At 44.9% G+C, this 16,740-nt stretch carries 16 protein-coding genes; 13 read left to right on the forward strand and 3 right to left on the reverse strand.

The window, feature by feature from the left end:
• Nucleotides 1-88 precede the first annotated feature (88 nt).
• On the forward strand, nt 89-1,285 hold the full coding sequence (locus ABLT31_RS19280) for an MFS transporter (RefSeq protein WP_367754632.1): 1,197 nt from the start codon (nt 89-91) through the stop codon (nt 1,283-1,285).
• A gap of 126 nt (nt 1,286-1,411) precedes the next feature.
• Here ABLT31_RS19280 and ABLT31_RS19285 read toward each other — a convergent pair whose 3' ends face one another.
• Nucleotides 1,412-2,359 carry an amidohydrolase family protein gene (locus ABLT31_RS19285; RefSeq protein ID WP_367754634.1) on the reverse strand — a complete coding sequence of 316 codons (948 nt, stop codon included), beginning with the start codon at nt 2,357-2,359 and terminating at the stop codon, nt 1,412-1,414.
• Nucleotides 2,360-2,402: 43 nt separating this feature from the next.
• On the reverse strand, nt 2,403-3,179 hold the full coding sequence (locus ABLT31_RS19290) for an IclR family transcriptional regulator (RefSeq protein WP_367754636.1): 777 nt from the start codon (nt 3,177-3,179) through the stop codon (nt 2,403-2,405).
• 254 nt (nt 3,180-3,433) lie between these two features.
• On the opposite strand from ABLT31_RS19290, the gene ABLT31_RS19295 reads away from it, so the two are divergent.
• The 9 genes from ABLT31_RS19295 (at nt 3,434) to ABLT31_RS19335 (ending at nt 12,617) form a co-directional block, all read left to right on the forward strand.
• Nucleotides 3,434-4,909, forward strand: a complete 1,476-nt coding sequence (locus tag ABLT31_RS19295) for an aldehyde dehydrogenase (RefSeq protein ID WP_367754638.1) — start codon at nt 3,434-3,436, stop codon at nt 4,907-4,909.
• 27 nt (nt 4,910-4,936) lie between these two features.
• Nucleotides 4,937-5,716: a 2-keto-4-pentenoate hydratase gene (locus ABLT31_RS19300; RefSeq protein WP_367754912.1), complete on the forward strand. Its 780-nt coding sequence runs from the start codon at nt 4,937-4,939 to the stop codon at nt 5,714-5,716.
• Nucleotides 5,717-5,755: 39 nt separating this feature from the next.
• Nucleotides 5,756-6,640 (forward strand): acetaldehyde dehydrogenase (acetylating), encoded by an 885-nt coding sequence (locus tag ABLT31_RS19305; protein WP_367754640.1) that lies wholly within the window; start codon nt 5,756-5,758, stop codon nt 6,638-6,640.
• 14 nt (nt 6,641-6,654) lie between these two features.
• Nucleotides 6,655-7,683: a 4-hydroxy-2-oxovalerate aldolase gene (gene dmpG, locus ABLT31_RS19310; RefSeq protein ID WP_367754642.1), complete on the forward strand. Its 1,029-nt coding sequence runs from the start codon at nt 6,655-6,657 to the stop codon at nt 7,681-7,683.
• Nucleotides 7,684-7,696: 13 nt separating this feature from the next.
• Complete coding sequence (locus tag ABLT31_RS19315; protein WP_367754644.1) at nt 7,697-8,482, forward strand: 2-keto-4-pentenoate hydratase; 786 nt, start codon at nt 7,697-7,699, stop codon at nt 8,480-8,482.
• A 35-nt stretch (nt 8,483-8,517) separates the two neighbouring features.
• Nucleotides 8,518-8,712 (forward strand): 4-oxalocrotonate tautomerase, encoded by a 195-nt coding sequence (locus tag ABLT31_RS19320; protein ID WP_367754646.1) that lies wholly within the window; start codon nt 8,518-8,520, stop codon nt 8,710-8,712.
• Between the two features lie 29 nt (nt 8,713-8,741).
• Nucleotides 8,742-9,545 (forward strand): DODA-type extradiol aromatic ring-opening family dioxygenase, encoded by an 804-nt coding sequence (locus ABLT31_RS19325; protein ID WP_367754648.1) that lies wholly within the window; start codon nt 8,742-8,744, stop codon nt 9,543-9,545.
• Between the two features lie 246 nt (nt 9,546-9,791).
• Entirely contained in the window at nt 9,792-11,582 is a 1,791-nt protein-coding gene (locus ABLT31_RS19330; protein ID WP_367754650.1) for a thiamine pyrophosphate-requiring protein, read from the forward strand.
• Nucleotides 11,583-11,675: 93 nt separating this feature from the next.
• Entirely contained in the window at nt 11,676-12,617 is a 942-nt protein-coding gene (locus ABLT31_RS19335) for a ketopantoate reductase family protein (RefSeq protein ID WP_367754652.1), read from the forward strand.
• A 328-nt stretch (nt 12,618-12,945) separates the two neighbouring features.
• Here the strand turns inward: ABLT31_RS19335 and ABLT31_RS19340 are convergent, their stop codons facing one another.
• On the reverse strand, nt 12,946-13,725 hold the full coding sequence (locus ABLT31_RS19340) for an IclR family transcriptional regulator (RefSeq protein ID WP_367754654.1): 780 nt from the start codon (nt 13,723-13,725) through the stop codon (nt 12,946-12,948).
• Nucleotides 13,726-13,893: 168 nt separating this feature from the next.
• Here ABLT31_RS19340 and ABLT31_RS19345 point away from each other — a divergent pair, with 168 nt between their 5' ends.
• From ABLT31_RS19345 to ABLT31_RS19355, 3 genes are all read left to right on the forward strand, one after another.
• A complete protein-coding gene (locus ABLT31_RS19345; RefSeq protein WP_367754656.1) occupies nt 13,894-14,664 on the forward strand; it encodes an IclR family transcriptional regulator in 771 nt (256 codons plus the stop codon).
• 189 nt (nt 14,665-14,853) lie between these two features.
• Nucleotides 14,854-16,209, forward strand: a complete 1,356-nt coding sequence (locus tag ABLT31_RS19350) for an aromatic ring-hydroxylating oxygenase subunit alpha (protein WP_462976512.1) — start codon at nt 14,854-14,856, stop codon at nt 16,207-16,209.
• Nucleotides 16,209-16,709 (forward strand): 3-phenylpropionate/cinnamic acid dioxygenase subunit beta, encoded by a 501-nt coding sequence (locus ABLT31_RS19355; protein WP_367754658.1) that lies wholly within the window; start codon nt 16,209-16,211, stop codon nt 16,707-16,709. Before ABLT31_RS19350 ends, ABLT31_RS19355 begins: the two co-directional genes overlap by 1 nt.
• The last annotated feature ends 31 nt before the right edge of the window (nt 16,710-16,740 follow it).

Raw genomic sequence — 16,740 nt, forward strand, 5'->3', positions numbered from 1 at the left:
ATTAATTGGATTGTTGATATGACTAGTTGTAACATAATATACAGAAAGATTGAATGATTTAAAATTTGTGGAGCGGAGTAAAACTATCATGCAAATCCAAGTAAGCCAAAAAGAGGTTTATATCACAAGAACGTCTGTCAATTATAATCTTGTCATGTTTGTATTAGCATGCTGCGCCTTTTTTGTCGTTTGTAATGTCTACACCATGCTGCCTATTATTGAAGAACTATCGATGGTTTTTGCCGTACCAGGATCAGATATTGGTTGGGTGACTAGTTCCTTTACACTTTTTTATTCGATTGGCTTTCTTCTGTTTGGGCCCTTATCCGATCGGTGGGGAAGATGGCAGGTGATCGTTTACGGACTGGCAGCCCTCTCCGTGAGTACCCTCATTCTTTTTGCTATCGAAGATTTTAACCATTTGATTTTTTTTAGGGGGTTACAGGGTTTTTTTGCCGCTACTTTTGCTCCAGCTGCTTTAACCTATGTATTTGAAGTATTTCCTCCTGAAAAAAGAGGGCTTACAATTGTGTACATCAGTGCCGGCTTCTCGATATCTGGCATTATGGGACAAATATTTAGTTCCTGGATTACCAAGCTGCTGGACTGGAATTATGTTTTTCTCTTTTTTTTCGTGGTTTATTTGGTCTTGTTTGTACTTGCTTGGATCCATCTCCCGAAAGGACCAAAGAGTAAAGAGAATGCAGATTCTGTGCCTTTTCGGATCCAAGTAATGAAGGTATTAGGTAATCCTAACCTTATCAAGGGATATTTGATTGCCCTTACCTTGTTTTTCTGCTTTGTGGGAATGTACTCTTCGTTCGGCGGGTATTTAACGAGAGCGTATGGCTTGGATACGATGGAAATCCTTTGGATTCGCCTAATCGGTATTATCGGCATTATGTTTTCCTTCTTTACAGGGAGGATGGTCAAAAAATATGGTTTAAAACAAGTGTTAATCATAGGCTTGCTGACAGCTGCCATTGGTCTGGCAATGGAAGGGGCAACCTCCAATTTGACGTTTATTATTATAAGCACAGTAATCTTTGTATCCGGCTTCTCTATCGTAATTCCCATCATGATTCAGGTGATCGGCACAATCGGTCAAAAACATCGCAGTATCGCGGTGACGATTTATTCTTTTATCTTATTTTTGGGAGCGAGTATAGGCCCTCTCATGCTTAGAATCCCAGATTTTAATACGGTGTGTTTTATACTGGCAGGCGTATTGGGAGGGGCGGTTCTGCTATCCTTCATGATAAAGTTTCCAAATGAAACCAATTAATTGAATGAAAAAAAGAGGATGCTTATGCTGTTGCCAAGTATCCTCTTTTTAAAATCTAAAGTAAAAAAAGCTTCATTGAAGCGTAAAAGCCCCGTTCAAATCTGACGGGACCTAAAAAATCAAAATTTATCTGGTGGCACCTAATAAAGATTGCACCCCACTATTAGTATTCGCAGCAGGTGGCCACTCACATAAATCAAATGGAAAATCTGATCCAGGGACAACCCGGTCTTCTCCAACCGTTTCAATAAGGAAGTTCAGGCTGGTTCCGTTCCATAGTACGGAGTCAAACCAAAAGCGGCGCAAATATTGAATAGGTTCTTCCTGAAGTGCGCTTGAAACCGCTGTCCATTTTTCGTATCCCTTATTTAACCGGCCGATTTGGTAAGGCAAAAAGCCTCCACCGTGTGCCAATAAAATCTTTGCTTTGGGATACTTGTCGAGTAAGCCGCTTAACAGCAGGTCTGTTGCGCAAACCGTCGTTTCCCACGGAACACCGATTAGGTTTGGCATCATTCTTTGTTTTAACCGCGGATCTTCGGATAAGAGAGGATGTATGAATATGATGGCTTGCTGTTGATTGGCTTCTTCCCAGAAAGGAATAAAGAATTCATCGCTTAGCATCTTACCGGATAAGCCCGGTCCTATAATGGCACCTCTCAGCCCTAAACCCATCGCTTGCCTTAATTCACTGGCTGCGAGACTCGGCTCGTTGAGCGGAATAGTGGCCAAGGCCGAGATTTGATTCGGTTGTTCCTGAACCCAGTTAGCAAGCGAACGGTTGTACACCGCGGAAATTTCATTCGTAATCTCCTTGGAAAAATCGTACATGAAAAGCTGAGGGATGGGGGAGACCACCGAGTGGGAAACTCCAGCTTTCTGTTGGGCTTGCAGGTATAGCTGCGGGTCAACGAAGAAGTCTTTTAATTCAAAGCCCCACTTGTTATTGACTGTAAGAAACTCTGCCTGGTTAGGTCCTTTTTTCTCCCATTTAGCTTGTACGGTATGTTGGTTATCCTTCAGCCATCGCAAGACGTCCGGCGGAATGAAGTGAGTATGCAAATCAAACGACATGATCAACGCTCCTTTTTAGCAGTTCAATTAAACAGACAGGATGCTAGCTTTTCCAGTATCCTAAACTTTCGGATATTTCAGCTGCGGCGTTCTTTATCTTGTTGATGATGGTCACATTGTATGGGTTCAAGCGGTGCACCGGACCAATGACAGTGACGGCATACACGACTTTTCCCGTATAATCCCGTACAGGGGCTGCGATAGACGCCACGCTATCCGTAATCTCCTCAATGCTGATGGCATATCCTTGCTCTTTGACGGTTTTTAGCGCAGCAAGAAAATCTTTGGGGTCTGTAATCGTTTTAGCAGAGTATTTATGAAGACCTTTTTCAAGAACGCGATTGATTTCTTCCTGACTTTGGTAGGCCAGAATGGCTTTTCCTGAACTTGTGCAGTGAATCGGATTCCTTCTGCCGATATGGCTTAAGATTTGTACAGGGTGCTTGCACTCCACGCGGTTAAGATAGACGACATCATCTTCCTCCATGACAGCGATATGAGCTGTCTCGCCTACTTCATGAACGAGCTTCTGCAATATGGGATAGGATTCCCGATGCACCTCTAGATTTGATGTGGCGACGGTGTTGAGATGAAGAATGGATAGTCCCAGGCGATATTTTTGTGTTTCGGGATCTTTTACTACAAAGCCTTCACTGGCTAAAGTAGACAAAAGACGGCTAACGGTGCTTTTGCCGATTCCAAGACTGGCAGCCAAATCGGTTACCTTTTTTTCAGGCTCTTCCATAGAAAAACTTCGCAAGAGGCGGAGAGCATTTTTAACTGATGAAAGCAGATAATCTTGATTTGTGTTATTTTCCAACCTAATCCAACCTCCTTTCTTAATCTTGTTGCTTATAAAAGAACATTGATCTTTTATAGAATACAATTATAATCTTACCACATACTCCAGTAAATTCAATAAATTAAGTGGTTTCTCCAATAAAAATAATTTTTTTCACTTGTTCCACATAGAAGAACTACGATGTTGCATGGGGAACTCTTGTGCATTACTATTGAATTACGAAAAGATAAAAACTACTAAAAATTCCAACAAGGTTATGAGGAGGTCTTTATATGCAGGTCCAGGAAAAAACAGCAAACCAAGTAAAGCCAATCGAATGCTTGCATTTCATCAACGGTCAATATATGGCATCAAATACCGGAAAAACTTTCAATAACATCAATCCAGCTACAGAAGAAGTGTTGGGCAAGGTAGCAGAAGGCGGTAAGGAAGAGATCGACCTAGCTGTTGCTGCTGCAAGGAGAGCACTGAACGGTCCTTGGAAAAAGATGACGCAGAATGATCGCATTGCTGTCATTCGTCGAATCGGTGATATCATCTTGGAAAGAAAAGAAGAATTGGCTGCCCTGGAATCTATGGATACAGGAAAACCATTCTGGCTGGCGAATACAATTGATATCCCTCGTTCGGCTTATAACTTTCATTTCTTCGCTGATTATCTGCGTTCGATGGGAACAGAAGCTTATCAGACGGATGATGTAGCCCTGAACTATTCCATTCGCCGTCCGGTAGGCGTAGTCGGATTAATCAACCCTTGGAATCTTCCTTTACTGTTATTGACATGGAAGATGGCGCCTTGCTTGGCAGCAGGAAATACATGCGTAATCAAGCCTGCCGAATTAACGCCGATGACGGCGACGTTGCTTGGTGAGATTTGTAAAGAAGCAGGGGTTCCGGATGGAGTGGTGAACATTGTTCATGGATTCGGTCCAGATTCCGCAGGTTCTGCCTTGACAGAACATCCTGACGTGGATGCCATTTCCTTTACTGGTGAAACGACAACAGGAAAGATCATCATGAAAGCAGCTGCTCAATCCCTTAAAAGGCTTTCTTATGAGCTTGGCGGCAAAAACCCAAATATCATTTTTGCTGACTCGAATTTAGATGAAGTAATCGAAACCACGCTCAAATCGAGTTTCATTAACCAAGGGGAAGTATGTCTATGCGGTTCAAGAATTTACGTTGAGCGACCCATTTATGAAGAGTTCCTGCAAAAATTCGTGGCTAAAACCAAAGAACTTGTAGTTGGCGATCCTTTTGATCCGAACACCAAGGTTGGTGCGCTTATCGGGGAAGAGCATTATCAGAGAGTGAACAGTTATATTGAATTAGCTAAAGAAGAAGGTGGAGAAATCCTAACAGGCGGTCGCCGTCCTGAAGGTTTAGATAAGGGTTATTATCTGGAACCTACCATTGTCGCAGGATTAAACCGCAACTGCCGAGTCGTTCAGGAGGAAATATTCGGACCTGTGGTTACTGTGCTTCCATTTGATTCGGAAGAAGAAGTGATCGCCCAGGCGAATGACACTCATTACGGCTTAAGCGCTTCCATCTGGACAAATGACTTGAGAAGAGCCCACCGCGTGGCCGGTCAAATCGAAGCGGGTATCGTATGGGTAAACACTTGGTTCCTGCGTGATCTCCGTACACCTTTTGGCGGTATGAAGCAAAGCGGTATCGGTCGCGAAGGCGGCATGCACAGTTTTGAATTCTACAGCGAATTAACGAATATTTGCATCAAATTATAGGAGGGAATACAGTTGAGTGCAAATCATATAGAAAAAGCGGTAAAGCTTGCTGACCATTTAGCCCAGGCCACAATTCAGCGTCAGGGGGTTGCCCCCCTGACGGCAATCGATCCGGACATTACCATCGATGAAGCCTATCAAGTCCAATTAGTTACCATTAATAGATTAGTAGAAGAAGGCCAGCGAGTTGTAGGAAAGAAGATAGGACTAACCTCTTTAGCCATGCAGAAATTGCTAAGAGTGGACCAGCCGGATTACGGTCATTTAATGGATTCCATGGTTGTGGAAAATGGCGGTACGATTTCTTTTAATCGTGTACTGCAGCCTAAGGTAGAGGCAGAAATTGCTTTCGTATTAAAGAAAGATTTGGTTGGACCGCGAGTAACGGTCACGGATGTTTTACAAGCAACTGATTATGTTGTTCCTGCCTTGGAGATTGTAGATAGCCGTGTTGCTGACTGGAAAATAAAATTGCAGGATACCGTTGCAGATAACGCGTCTTCAGGACTTTACCTTTTAGGCGGAAAGCCACTGAAGATTGACCAGCTGGATCTAGCGCAAATTGGCGTTGTTCTTTATAAAAATGGGGAAATCATGAACACGGGTGTAGGGGCTGCTGCATTGGGACATCCAGCCACTTGTGTTGCATGGTTAGCCAATAAGCTGCATGAATTCGGAATTACACTCAAGGCTGGCGAAGTGATCTTATCCGGAGCATTGTCTGCTGCAGTCAATGCAGAACCAGGGGATTACTTCCAAGCTAGATTTGCTCATTTAGGTGAAGTTGGAGTACGCTTTACGAGCTAAAGGGAACAAAATAGGAAAATTTGAGGGGAGCGAGATTCAATGTCCAAATTAAAAGTAGCCATTTTGGGATCCGGTAATATCGGTACGGACTTAATGATGAAGTTGGAGCGTTCAAACACTTTGCAGTTAACTACAGTGATCGGGATCGATCCTGAATCAGATGGTTTAAGAAGAGCGAAGGAACATGGGTATGAGGTCATTGACACAGGGATTGAAGGGTTCTTAGAGCGTCCAGAACTAGCGGACCTTGTTTTTGATGCCACTTCCGCAAAGGCTCATATTCGCCATGCGAAGCTATTGAAAGAAGCCGGAAAGCTGGTGTTGGATTTGACTCCAGCAGCTGTTGGGGCCCTTGTCGTGCCGCCGGTTAACTTGGGAGAGCGCATTGAAGAAACGAATGTAAACCTTATTACATGCGGTGGCCAAGCAACCATCCCGATTGTTCATGCCATTAATCGAGTAAGCCCGGTAGCTTATGCAGAAATCGTTGCTACCATTTCCAGCAAAAGTGCAGGGCCCGGAACACGTGCAAATATTGATGAATTTACCGAAACGACATCTCGTGGAATTGAAGTAATCGGTGGAGCGAAGAAAGGAAAAGCCATCATTATATTGAATCCAGCAGAGCCGCCGATTCTCATGCGAGATACTGTCCATGCTCTTGTGGAAGAGGGAACGATGGATGAAGCAGCGATTTCTCAATCGATTCAAGAGATGGTGAGTACCGTACAGTCCTATGTGCCTGGTTACCGTTTGCGCACAGAGCCCATCTTTGATGGAAACCGTGTAACCGTATTCCTGGAAGTTGAAGGTGCGGGAGACTACTTGCCGAAGTACTCAGGCAATCTTGATATCATGACTGCTGCAGCCGTGAAGGTCGCAGAAGAACTTGCGAAGCATCAGCTTGCTCAAAAAGCTCTATAGGGGAGGGAATACTTATGACAAAACATCGAGATATTTTAATAACTGAAGTAGCATTGCGTGACGGAAGCCATGCCATCGCTCACCAATATACGGTCGATCAAGTGCTTAAAGTTGCGAAAGGCTTAAATGATGCCAATGTGCCTTATATTGAAGTGGCCCATGGGGATGGATTAGCCGGATCCTCTTTGCAATATGGCTTATCCCGTACGAATGAATTTGAGCTGATCGAGGCAGCTGTTTCGGTTTGTGACCAAAGCAAAGTAGCAGTTCTCCTATTGCCTGGTATTGGAACCATCAAAGAATTGAAGCAAGCCGCTGACTTGGGTGTAAAGATGTCCCGGATTGCAACTCACGTAACCGAGGCGGATGTATCTGCCCAGCATATTTCCAAATCCAAAGAACTTGGGCTGGAAACCGTCGGCTTCTTGATGATGTCCCATATGGCTCCAGTTGAAAAGCTAGTTGAACAAGCAAAACTTATGGAAAGCTATGGAGCAGATGTAGTGTATATGGTAGATTCCGCCGGCGCCCTGCTTCCTCATCAAGTGAAAGAGCGAATCCAGGCGTTGCGCCAAAGCTTGTCTGTCGATATCGGATTCCACGGCCATAACAATCTTTCTTTAGCAATGGCGAATACGCTTGTTGCTATCGAGGAAGGGGCGACACGCATTGATGGAAGTGTCCGCTGCCTAGGTGCAGGAGCAGGAAACACCCAAACGGAAGTGTTGGTTGCTGTATTGGATCGTTTAGGAATCGCAACCGGCGTAGATCTTTATAAAATAATGGATTTAGCGGAAGAAGTGGTTGCTCCAATCCTTCAGGTACCGCAAGAAATTACAAGAGATAGTCTCGTGCTAGGATATGCTGGCGTATATTCCAGTTTCCAACTCCATGCGCAGCGTGCTGCCAAGAGGTTTGGCATTGATTCCCGCGACATTTTAATTGAATTGGGCAAACGCAAAGTAGTTGGCGGTCAAGAAGATATGATTGTCGATGTGGCAGCAGAAATCGCAAAATCGAAAAAAGAAGTCGCGGTCCGGTAAAGGAGGGAAGATAATGAGTGGCTTAAACTATAAATCAACTGCAGAATTCTTGCATTCAGCCGAAATAGAGAAAAGAGAAGTGGTTCGGATTACAGCCGATTATCCAGAAATGACGGTAGAGGAAGCGTATAGGGTTCAAGAGGAATTGGTAGGGATAAAGCTTGAGCAGGGACATCGCATAGTCGGTCCGAAGATGGGTTTAACAAGTCAAGCAAAAATGAAACAAATGGGTGTGGAAGATCCCATCTATGGTTATGTCTTTGATTATATGCTGATCCCTGATGGGGGCACACTTTCCGTCAGCGATGTCATCCATCCGAAAGTGGAAGTCGAGATTGCTTTTGTGATGGGGAAGGACGTGGAGGGCCCAGGCATTACGGCTGCCCAAATCCTGGCAGCAACGGAGTATGTCATTCCTGCACTAGAAATTATTGATAGCCGTTATGAGAATTTTAAATTCACCCTGCCGGATGTTATCGCTGATAATGCATCGACATCTAGAGTAGTATTCGGAAACCGGATGGTTCGTCCTGATCAATTGGAATTGGACTTGGTGGGAGCTACTTTGTCTATCAACGGGGAAATCAAAGATTTGGGTGCTGGTGCGGCTGTGGTTGGACATCCTGCGAACTCTTTAGCTATGCTTGCCAATATGCTAGCGAAAAAAGGCGAAAAAATTAAAGCAGGGGAGGTCATTATGTCCGGTGGCATTACAGGCGCCATCATGCTGAACGTGGGTGATACCGTATCAGCGAAATTGGATGGGTTGGGAGAAATCAGCTTTAAGGTATCTGAATAAAGAGACGACTCTTAGGAAAAGGGTGAAGAGTGGATATGCCATTAATCAATATTACAATTCTGCAGGGTAGAACTGAAGAACAGGTAAAACAGCTCATTCAAAATGTTACGGTTACTGTATCCGAGACGTTGGGCGCACCAAAAGAATCGATTCGCGTCCTTGTCCATGAAATGCCAAAAACTCACTGGGGAATTGCTGGAACCCCGGTATCGGATATTCCTGGCAGATAAAAAACAAAAATGCTGGAGGAGGATGTATCATGACCATTGGATTGGGAGTCATCACTGCTCACGTACCGCGAATCTGCTTTGAGGATAAAGCCCCAGCCTTTTACCAGCCTTTAATTCAAGGCATGAAGGAAGTGGCAAAAGAGATCGAAAGAATCAAACCGGATGCTGTGGTGCTTATATCGACACACTGGCAATCCACTTTCGACCATTTTGTTGATGCGACACCAAGACATAAAGGCGTATTGACGGCTTTTGAGGCTCCGGATTTAATTTCTGATGTTCACTATGACTATCCGGGAGATGAGCAGTTAGCTAAAGAATTAGTAGCTGCCGGGAAAGAAGCCGGTCTGCGTGTCATTGAAGTGAATGATCCTACCTATGTTTTGGATTACGGAACAGTCGTACCGCTCCGTTACCTTGTTCCGAATGAGGACATTCCCGTCATTGAGCTTTCATGCTGCTGGGCGGCTAATTTGGAGGAAACCTTTAAATGGGGCCGGGTCATGGGAAAAGTCATGCGCGATAGCCAAAAGAAAATAGTCTTTGTGAGCAGCGGCGCTCTTTCTCATAACTTGGTCAGAGGGCCGGAAATCATGCCTACTCTATCAGAACAGGCGATGGACCGCCAATTTATCGAATATCTTGAGAAAAACGATCAAGAACAGGCTTGGAACATGCTTCCCCAATATGCAAGAGCGGCAGGAATTGAAGCCGGCGGAAGACATCTTGCGGCATTGCTGGGTGTTTTAGAAGGAAGCTATAAAAATCAGTTTCTTGGATATGGCCAATCGTCAGGAAGCGGCAATATCATCATGACCTTTACGCCTCAATAATAGAAGCATATAAATAAAATCTATCAAATACCGCTTAGCTTGCCTTCTTATAATAGGAAGGCAAGCGGATGGGGTAGTTGATACTCTTACTATCATTTGAACCCTAACTCCACCTCGGGAAGAATTTTATTCTTCCCCTTTTTTATTTAAAAAATATACTAAATTAATTGACAGTTTCAAAATTACGTATTATCATTTTATTATAAATGAATTAATTAGTTCACAATGTGGATTGGAGAGATGATGATGACAACACAAGGGTCCTTGACTCAGAAGGCTCAAAATACAGTAAATCCGCAAGACTTTAAGTACACGGCTTCAAGCGCCTTAATGGAAGCGCTACAAGAAGCGGGCGTTTCTTGTCTTTTTTCGAATCTTGGAAGCGATCACCCTGCCATTATTGAATACTGGGCCCAAGCCAAGCTAGAAGAAAAGGAATTACCGCAAATCATTATCTGCCCTCATGAATTTGTAGCTCTCAGTGCTGCACATGGATACGCGCAAGTAAGCGGGAAACCGCAAGCGGTATTAGTTCATGTCGAATGCGGAACGCAAAACCTAGGAGGATCCATACATAATGCTGCGAAAGGACGAGTGCCTGTGCTGATCTTTGCCGGGGCCTCACCACATACACAAGAAGGGGAATTGTTTGGAAGCCGCAATGAACATATTCACTGGATTCAGGACGTATTCGACCAGCGCGGGATTGTAAGAGAATACATGAAATATGACAATGAAGTCAGAACTGGAAAAAACATGAAGCAATTGGTGCACCGGGCTCTGCAAATTGCCCAAAGCGAACCCAAAGGACCTGTATACCTCATGGCCCCTCGTGAAGTACTAGAAGAAGAAGTAGATCCCGTTTCTTTTGATACGAAAGGATGGGGAGCTCTATCTCCAGGAGCGATTGCCCCGTCCTTAGTGGCTGATTTGGCAGAAGCGCTGTTGAAGGCGAAAAAGCCTTTGGTCGTTACTTCGTATCTCGGCCGGAATACAGAAGCGGTAGATGAGCTAGTGAAGCTGAGCGAGAGACTTGCCATCCCTGTATTAGAGTCCGTTCCGTACTATATGAATTTTCCTGCTGACCATCCTTTGCACGTTGGCTACCAGTGGAATGCACCTATCCAGAATGAAATCCTAGCGGAAGCTGACCTGGTTGTAGTGCTTGATAGTGATATTCCTTGGATCCCTTTTAAGAATAAGCCAGCGAAGGATTGCCCGGTTTACTATATTGATGTTGATCCGCTTAAAGAAAATATCCCATTATGGTACATTCCTTCCGAGCGTTTCCATAAAGCGGATTCTTTTATCGCCCTACAGCAAATCAACGCGTATCTGGATGGAGTAGAATCCATTGATCAAGAGCTAGTTAGCCAGCGTCATCAGGTCTTCTCTCAAATTCATGCGGAGCAGCGCAAGAGTTGGAAAGACGTTGAGCAATTGCAGAATCCTGATGTCATTACTCCGCAATATCTCACGGCTTGCATTCGGGAAGCAATTGATGAAGATACAATCGTCTTAACCGAGACCATTACAAATTATGAGACCGTTTCAAGACATCTCGGACGAAATAAGCCAGGCACTCTGTTTGGCAGCGGCGCAAGCTCGCTCGGCTGGCACGGCGGTGCAGCGATTGGCGCAAAGCTCGCTGCTCCTGAAAAGACAATTGTCAGCTTAACAGGGGATGGATCCTATATCTTCAGCAACCCTACTCCAGTTCATTGGATCTCCAGAAAATATGATGCGCCTTTCCTCACTGTCATCTATAACAATCGGGGATGGGGAGCTCCAAGAATGTCAACGCTAGGCGTTCATCCAAATGGCATTGCCAACCAAACGGATCAGTTTTGGGTAAATTTCGATCCTCGGGCCGATTTATCTAAAGTAGCCGAAGCAGCAGGAGGGGCATACGCTCGTAAAGTGGAAAAGCCCAGCGAGCTAATGGAAGCGATTATAAGTGCCCTTCAAGCGGTAAAAGAAGGCCGTTCCGCCGTCTTGGATATTTATCTTCCGCAAGTGTCTGATCAGCAGTTTTAACAGGAAATGAAGAGGATGTCTGTAAGAAGAGTACTTCCTACTGGCATCCTTTCTTTTAAATCAGGGATAAGGAAAAGGAGCAGAGATCAAATCATGAAAATTGCCATCGTAGGGGCAGGGGCCATGGGCTCCCGATTTGGAGCTATGTTTTACCAAAGCGGGCACGAAGTCGTTCTCATCGATAAATGGAAAGAGCACATTGAGCAAATTCATTCTCGCGGATTGGAGGTGATCTCCGAACAAGGGTCAACTTTTCTTCCGATAAACGCCAGTCTGAGAGCTTCTGACGTTGGCGAAGCAGATTTGGTCTTGATATTCACCAAAGCAACTCAAACGGAAGGAGCAGTGAGAGACTCGCTTCCTTTAATCGGTGAACAGACGCTAATCATGACCCTTCAAAACGGCTTAGGAAACGTGGAAGTGATCACCGAGTTCATCAGGAAAGATCAGGTCATCGCGGGGACTACCAATTTTGCAGCAGAGCTCATGGGCCCTGGCGTGATCCAGGCATTAGGAAGCGGGGAAACCCATATCATGAATGTGAGCGGTGAGGTTAGCGAAAAACTGATCCACATATCGGAGGCAATGAATAAGGCGGGAATGAACGTCACCATTTCACCGGACGTATTTAAAATCATTTGGACAAAAGTGGCGTTTAACTCGGTCATGAATCCTGTAACGGCGATTACGCGTTTAAAGGTTGCCGATTTAGGGGCATACGAGCAACGGGAGCCTTTTATGAGGAAAGTACTACAGGAGATTGTACAGGTGGCAAGCGCAGAAGGCATTTCGCTAGATTTGGAGGAGATCCTTGGAACCATTCGCGGCGTGCTCGATCCCAAGCAATCCGGGGAGCACCTTTCCTCCATGCTTCAAGATATTTTAACCAAGAGGCCGACAGAAGTGGAGCACATGAATGGAGCTATCGTTCGGCTAGGGGAGAGAGCGGGAATACCCGTTCCCCATAACGAGTCGCTCTATCATTTAATTCGTATGATGGAGACAACCTATGAGAGAAGACTCGAGCATTTGTGAGGTGAAACAGATGGATAAATTAATAGAAAAACGCACGATTTCGCAAGATGTGGCTATGGAGATGTGTGATGCTGCCATTCAAAAGGCAAAAGACCTGCAAATAAAAGAATCGAGGGTTGGGGGATAGGCCCGGCTGGTGCCGGGCCTTACCCTTATCGTAAATCTAAACTCCCGATTTTTGAAAAATTGTCCCAAACAGGTTCGCTTTGATCACGAGACGGCGGTAGAAACTCCCAAAGCGGTTGCCATTCCTGATAACAGCCCCCCAAACTACCCCCATAGAATAAAGGCTTGTCCACAAATTTGACTCTCTAGGGACAGCCTCGTTTTACAGATGAACATCGGAACTAAAGGCTAAAGAAATTTGCTTCGCACATTCGCAAACCTGCTCGACTAATGCGGCTGCGGGGTAATCTAAGATTGACTTGGTAGGAGCTACGATGGTCACGGCAGCGACGACCTCGTTCCATTTGTTCCTAATGGGGGCAGCGATGGCTCCAGCTCCTAAAATGATTTCATCATAGTCGATGCCATATCCTTGTTCCCTTATGTTTTCCAATTCTCTCATGAATGCTTGGGGGTCTATTAGAGTGTGATCCGTGTACTTCTTTAAAGGGGTAGATCTGAGTATCTGTTCTACCTCCTGTTCATCAAGGTATGCCATTAAAACCCTTCCCGGAGAACCAAAATGGGGGTCTCTGGAACGCCCAATAGATGAAGTATAGCCAACTCCTTCGATGCCTTCGCATTTATCTATGTAAACCAGGCGATGGCCCTCGAGCACAGTAAGGGTGACAGAAAAGCCTGTCTTCTGATGGAGGGAGGCTATATAGGAACTTGCGACCTTTCGGATGGGCAATCGGCCGAGGACGACTCCTCCGTATTGGAGTGCTTTCATCCCTAAGCAATAGGTGGCATCTTCTTCGTTATAATGTATTAGTCCATTCATCTCCAATGTATAAAGCAGGCGATAAGCTGTTGTTTTAGGGATGCCAACTAGCTTGCAGATCGTATCAATGGTGCAGTACTGCTGATCAAATGAAAAACAATCCAATATTTTAATCGCTTTATCCAGCGATAAGGTCGTTTTTATGTTCACATCTCTCACTAAGCTCACCTCAAATATTAGGAAAAATCAATATATTACTGTTCATTATACACTATACCTATATGCCCATCCAGTTAGGGTTAAGGCTTTACATCAAGACGGTGATATAATAGAATTATAGACTATAAAATGATTTGAATATTAAGATAATGAATTGAGGAATACATGATGCGGGATTTAAATGTGGAACCGATCAGGGCCGTAGAGAGGGCCATCCAAATCTTAAACTGCTTTAGTTTTGAACGACCGGATCTTTCCATTGAAGAGATTATTGAGAAAACGAGTTTGGCCAAGGCCACCGTTTACCGTTTGCTCTGGACGCTAGAACGAAATGAGCTGATTCAATACGATATGAAGGAAAATCGCTATCGTTTGGGTTATAAGCCTTTAGAATATGGAGGAATCGTCCTTGAAAATCTAGATATCCGGCGGGAAGCGGAACCTTTCCTGCTAGATTTGCATGAGATCACCGGCCATTCCACCATTCTTGCCGTGCAGCAGGGAAAGACGATCCAGTACCTTCTTCGATACGATAGCGATGAGGATTTCCAACCGCGAAACTTTGTGGGGAGAAGGCGTATCCTGCATCATGGGGCGCTCGGCATTGTTCTGTTAGCTTACAAGCCGCATGAGTTCGTATCCGATCTGCTTCAAGAGTTTCCTCTGGAAGCCCACACTCCCTATACAATGACGGATGAGGGAGAATTTTTAAAACGCCTTGAAGGAGTAAGACAAACGGGTTTTTATATAGATGTAGATGAAACCTTTGTGGGGTTCACAGCGATTTCGACTCCTGTATTTCGAGGGAAAGAAGCCGTTGCCGCGGTCGGGATATCCGGGCCCAGCTTCAAAATGGAGGGAAAGCTTAGAGCACAGTTAGTGCAGCAGGTGAAGGACACCGCCATGAAAATCTCTCGAAGAATGGGACATGTCACATAGTAAACCATGAAGCACCCTTACGGTAAAGGGTGTTTTTGTTTGTGCGTAAACAAAATAGACAAAATTGTTGTAAGATTTGACAATTTTCAAAGTTTGGGTTATATTTTAATTATCAAATCACCAAATGAATTATCAATTCATAGAGTGAATCGCAGTGGATTTTGCTGAACTACGGGAGGGAAAGAAACCATGATGAGAAGAACACGGTTAAGCAAAGAGACATTTCAAACGCTGAAAGAAAAGATGGATAAGGGCCTATTGCCTCAATGGGTAACAACAGACCCTGATATATATGAGCTGGAACAAGAACAGATATTCGGTAGAACGTGGCAATTTTTAGGTCATGAGTCAGAATTAAGAGAACCAGGAAGCTATGTGACCCGTTGGATGGTCAACGATCCCGTGCTTCTTGTTAAAACCAATTCAGGGGAGTTTAAAGCTTACCTTAACTCCTGTCCGCACCGAGGTGCTCATCTTTGTACAGCTGATTACGGAAAAAAGAAAACGTTTACTTGTGCCTATCATGGCTGGAGCTTTAATCTCGAAGGCAAGCTGATTGGCATAGTTGCAGGCGATAAGGTCTATGGGCAGGAGATGGAGAAGGATGAATGGGGACTTCGCCCAATCCCAAAGGTGGGCATCTACCAAGGGATGATTTTTGGGAACTTAGATCCGAATGCCATGCCTTTAGAGGATTATCTGGGAGATATGAAATGGTACTTTGATCTAATGCTAGGCCGCAGCGATGGCGGAATGGAAGTAAGGGGAGTGCCGCAGCGCTGGGTAGCGAAAGCAAACTGGAAAGCGACGAGTGAAAATTTCGCAGCCGATCCCTACCATGTCCAAACGACTCACCGTTCCACGGTAGAAATGGGCATCAGTCCTTCAGACCCGCTTTATGCAGGCTATGGGCATCAAGTCGTCTTGAATAATGGGCACGGAATCAATGTGATTACCTCAGCCACAGGCCGATCCAAGCATACATATCAAACCATGCCAGAATCGATGTGGCCGATGTTTGAGAGAAACCTAAACCCAGAGCAAGCAGACATTGCTTCCAGAACAACGGTTTTTGTCGGAGGGGTGTTCCCTAATCTGTCGTTTGTCAGCCCGATTCATGGAACCGAAGGGGATCTGCATAACTATTTGAACTTTCGCGTATGGAGACCGTTAGGCCCCGATAAGGTTGAAGTCTGGTGCTGGTTCATGATTGATAAGGCAGCTCCGCAGGAATACAAGGAATCGGCCTATAAAGGATATATCGGCTCCTTTGGTCCTTCCGGAACGCTTGAACAGGATGATACGGAAACGTGGGCCCGCATTGTGCAAGCGAATAAGGGACTGATGGCTCGAGATAAGGAATTAAGCTACAATAGCGTTTCCAACTACCTCATGGGATTTGAGCGGGTCGAACCGGACGCCAACTTCCTAGGGCCTGGTGTGGCTTACCCAACTTGCTACATCGATGCGATTTCCCGAAGCATGCACGAATACTGGCTGGAATTACTGACCAAAGATCTTTTTGAAGAGGAGGAACAAAACTAATGAATGCTGACATCGTTTGCCAGATTTCCAATATGCTTTATCATGAAGCGTATCTGTTAGACCATAGACAGTATGAGGAATGGCTAGATTTGCTATCGAATGACATCGTTTACAGAATGCCTTTGCGCGTCACCACAGAAGGCAGGGATGGTGCGAATATCAATGATGACATGACCTATTTCGAAGAAACCAAAGCTTCGCTGACGACTAGGGTGAAAAGGCTGTATACGTCATCTGCCTGGGTAGAAAGCCCTCCAACCAGGCAACGGCATTTTGTAAGCAACATTGTCGTTCAAGCCAATTCCAATCCTGATGAATATAAGGTTAGAAGCTACTTTCTATATAAAAGGAGCAGGGGCTCGGACATAGAATCAGAGGAGCTATTTGGGGAAAGAGCAGATGTTATTCGTAAAGAGGGGGATGATTGGAAGATTCTCTCCAGGACGATTTATCCGGACCACGCTGTGTTGAATGTGATGAATTTGAGTATGTTTTTGTAAAATGCAATGAGGTAGCTCATGAGGAATGGAG

The sequence above is a fragment of the Ammoniphilus soli genome (assembly GCF_040813775.1).